We start from the raw sequence: 3772 nt of genomic DNA, 5'->3' as shown, positions 1-3772 counted from the left end.
AGATTGAGGTGTGGGTGTGGCCAATCCATTCATGCTGCGGCAAAAACCCTGCCAGACGCGTGCATGGCGGACTTCATACGGGCTACGATCAGGAAGCCAATGCGCTGCCTTCGCCATCTTCATTCACCGCGAAAGGCTGATGAAACCGGCAAGCCCGGATAGATGCGGAGCTAATACGGCTTGGGAGCAAGATGACGGCGAGTGTAACGACTGGGGCGAGATCATAGGTTTGGTGCTTTTTAAGCCTGAGCGCGGCTGTGTCGGAAGATCAGCCACAGCGTGATCCATCCATCAATCCAGCGGCACGGCAACATCGCCCTGCCATGCTGTCTCTTGCCTAGATTCTGGCGCACTGCCTCTGAAGCCGCTTCGTTGCACGTGTTGGAAGGCAGAACGCTTGGCTCGCGGGGTCATTCTTTGTGCATGTTTTTCAAAATAATGTTCGGGCTTGCTCATAAAACCTGCGGGCGGCGGCATAGAAGCGTGGATCGAGGAAGGAGGCGGGACGGGAGGGAGTGCGGTGGCAAGGGGAAACGTGAATGATGCGTATGGACATAGCGTGGGTTATGTTTATAACAACGTGATGACGTGGAAAGAGACACGTTATCTTGGTTACGGCCCATCGCGCGAAGCAGTTAAGAAGCGGCTTGGGGAGGGTGTGGGCTTGCATGAAGCGAGCGGCTGGCGGGGGTATCGCACGGAAGGCGATGTCATTCACATGGGCGCAAGGCTGTATCATTATCCCACCGCTCGCTTTTTCTCCGCCGATCCCCTAGGCCACGCCTCAGATATGAGTCTTTACAGTTACGCGAATAATGATCCGGTGAATGGCGTGGATCCGGAGGGTAGAGCAGGTTATTTTATCGATGGGACTTGGTATGATTCTAATGGAAAAAATGGTGAGGTGAATAGTCAGACTAGTATTATATACGACCTCTCGAAAAATTATATAGGGTCGGGCACTGCATATTATTTTCCGGGAGTCGGGAATGATAGTCAAAATGGATGGTTGGATAGCCAAATAAGTGGTGCTACAGGTTTAGGATCAAAAGAAATTGCCAGTAATGTTTATAATAAGATAGTAGAAAATTACAATCGTGGAGATACGGATATACAATTGTATGGATGGAGTCGTGGAGGCGCGATAGCACAGGAGGTAACGCATATGATCGCAAAGGAAGGAATACCCAACACCAGCCCAGTCTCTGTGGGAGGGATGACGATAAATATCCCGTATCTTGTTGATCCAAATTCAAATCAAAAGGTGATTAGTCAAGTGCATTTAATTGATACGGTATATTCGATGGGTGTTAGTAAATTAAACTTAGGGTTTAATACAAGTGATGTTGCTAATAATGTGAAGCATACATTTTTTTATGATGCGAAAGATGATTTAAAGATTTTTGGTATTCCACAATATAATTCTATACCATCTAGTGCCAAAGTTTTTAATTTTGAAGGGGGGCATGGAGATGTAGCTGGAGTTGGTAATCTTTACACGGGAGCTCGGGTTTATGACTCGATTATTAACAATGCAGCTTTAATAATTGGAGGCTCTGTGTTTACGCAAGCGTATAGTTATAATGTTGATTCAGGTGAAATATCTAAAAATAAGACATTTGGAAAATAAAATCTACAAATGACATGAAGGCAATAAAAGTTTTTTTTTGGATTTGGCTATTTAATTATTTATTGATATTCTTGATTCCGATAATTTTTATGGGCTTATCGCATGTAAAATATCCTTTAGATTACACTTATGCAATGGGAATAGGAGTATTAATGGGGATATTTTGGGTGTTATCTGTAGTATTCTCTATAGTATTACTAATATTTGGATTCATCTATATAAGGTCGATAAGCATCAAGCAGAAATGGGCATGTTTCTTGCCGATCGTTTTAAGTATGGCTTTTTTTATTTTTGACGTTATATTTTTTAGATAAAAATTAAAAATCAGAAACGGATTTAAATGAAGAAATTCAGCGCTGCAACGCTCGGTATGCGTATGGACACAGTGTGGGGTATGTATATAACAACATTATGACGTGGAAAGAGACACGCTATCTGGGTTACGGCCCCTCGCGCGAAGCGGTAAAGAAGCGGCTGGGCGAGGGAGTGGGCTTGCACGAGGCATCAGGCTGGCGCGGGTATCGCCTCGAAGGCGACGTCATTCACATGGGGGCGAGGCTTTATCATTATCCCACGGGAAGGTTCTTGCAGGCTGATCCTTTGGGGCATGCCTCGGATATGAGTCTTTACAGTTATGCGAATAATGATCCGGTGAATGCGATCGATCCCACAGGCCGCCATTCCAGCGGCTTGACGAGTGGGATCAGCGGGTTTAATTCGACACAGATGGGGAATTCGATGCAAAATACCATCTCCGTGATCAGCGGCGGGATTAATACGAATAGAGGGGGATGGGAAACAAATAATTCAATTTTAATTTTTGGATCACAAGTTCTAAGTAAATTATCTGATGTAACTCTTGCACATGATCGCAACTGGCAAAACTTCACGCAATCAGCAGTGGCACAAATCCAAGAAGTAAGAAATCAGTATGGAATGGGTGCGAATATAGAATGGAGTGTGCAGCGATCAACCTATGAACAAAGAGCTATCAATGATGGACATGCTAGAGATTACTATGCATCGCAGATTGAGAGAACGGCCTCGCAAAATAATGTGAATTTGAGATGGTATAATTCAGATTACGATTTAGCGATTAATATAAATACCACAACATCTGGAGGTAATCGAACAGGAAACTCGCAGATATCGGAGACGTATTATTTTGGCCATGGAAAAGCAGGGGAAATGATGCTGCAATATAACGATAGCTCTAATAGTTCACGATTAACTGATAATGAAATTAGAGGAATGATCAATGGAGGCGCATTTACAGATAATTCTACATTTATCAATTACGGATGTAATGGTGCCACGTGTCACGAAAATGATTCAGTGGTGGATGCTTGGGGAGATGTGAGCGGAGGGAGTGCTACAGGTGTAAGAGGAACCACTAGCTATCACGGCGTGCCAAGTGGTAATCCTGTCATTCCAAACAAAGGCGCATCTTGGTTTCCTTTTGAACCTTAGAAGTTTAAAGGCAATATAGAACTCTAAATTACTATGAATAGATTGATAGATAAATTTATTTTAATATTATTTTTTTTAATACTATGCATATTTGTTTTAGGAATAATTAATGAGGTGTATTTTGAAAAAATAGGTTTTTATTTAGATGAAAAATATCAATATTTTGTTTTTGTAATGGCATCATTACCTATCATCATTTTTCTAATTTCATTATTTCTAGTTATAATTGGCATAATAAACTTCAAACGATTAAGCAGTATAGATAAAATAAAATGTTTTTTACCAATAATAGTTGTTGCTGGATTTTTTACTTACACGGGTGTTATGATGTATCTTGAGCATACATATCCCGAGGAGTTTCCAATTCGAGATCGTTAAGACAAGCCGATGCACGTAATCCGAGTAGCTCTATTTCTATTTTCTATAAGCGTCGCATTGGCTTACGTGCATAATGTTGAACCCAATTATGTCATGGGAAGATTCCTCGCGGCTGATCCTTTGGGGCACGGGAGTGATATGAGTTTGTATGGCTACGCGAATGGGGATCCGGTGAATTATATTGATCCGACTGGGAGAGCAGGTTATTTTATCGATGGGACGCACTATAGTGAACTTGGTCAAAATGGATCACATGATGGGTCAAACAATGTATATTTGCTTTCGCAGAATTAT

5 protein-coding genes are annotated in these 3772 nt (G+C 42.1%); 4 read left to right on the top strand and 1 reads right to left on the bottom strand.

What is annotated here, in order from left to right:
* Positions 1-139 precede the first annotated feature (139 nt).
* Positions 140-283 (top strand): hypothetical protein, encoded by a 144-nt coding sequence (locus NZM04_11155; GenBank protein MCS7064572.1) that lies wholly within the window; start codon positions 140-142, stop codon positions 281-283.
* Positions 284-291: 8 nt separating this feature from the next.
* Here NZM04_11155 and NZM04_11150 read toward each other — a convergent pair whose 3' ends face one another.
* Positions 292-456: a hypothetical protein gene (locus tag NZM04_11150; GenBank protein MCS7064571.1), complete on the bottom strand. Its 165-nt coding sequence runs from the start codon at positions 454-456 to the stop codon at positions 292-294.
* Positions 457-535: 79 nt separating this feature from the next.
* Between NZM04_11150 and NZM04_11145 the strand changes: the two genes are divergently transcribed.
* The 3 genes from NZM04_11145 to NZM04_11135 form a co-directional block, all read left to right on the top strand.
* The gene (locus NZM04_11145) at positions 536-1630 is read left to right on the top strand and encodes a DUF2235 domain-containing protein (protein MCS7064570.1); all 1095 of its coding nucleotides are present in this window, start codon (positions 536-538) and stop codon (positions 1628-1630) included.
* A 411-nt stretch (positions 1631-2041) separates the two neighbouring features.
* Entirely contained in the window at positions 2042-3100 is a 1059-nt protein-coding gene (locus NZM04_11140; protein MCS7064569.1) for an RHS repeat-associated core domain-containing protein, read from the top strand.
* 471 nt (positions 3101-3571) lie between these two features.
* Positions 3572-3772, top strand: a 201-nt coding sequence (locus NZM04_11135) for a hypothetical protein (protein MCS7064568.1), incomplete at its 3' end; no start/stop codon positions are given.

Source organism: Candidatus Methylacidiphilales bacterium (assembly GCA_025056655.1).
Classification (GTDB): Bacteria; Verrucomicrobiota; Verrucomicrobiia; order Methylacidiphilales; family JANWVL01; genus JANWVL01.
This window is presented reverse-complemented; position numbering and strand designations above follow the sequence as displayed.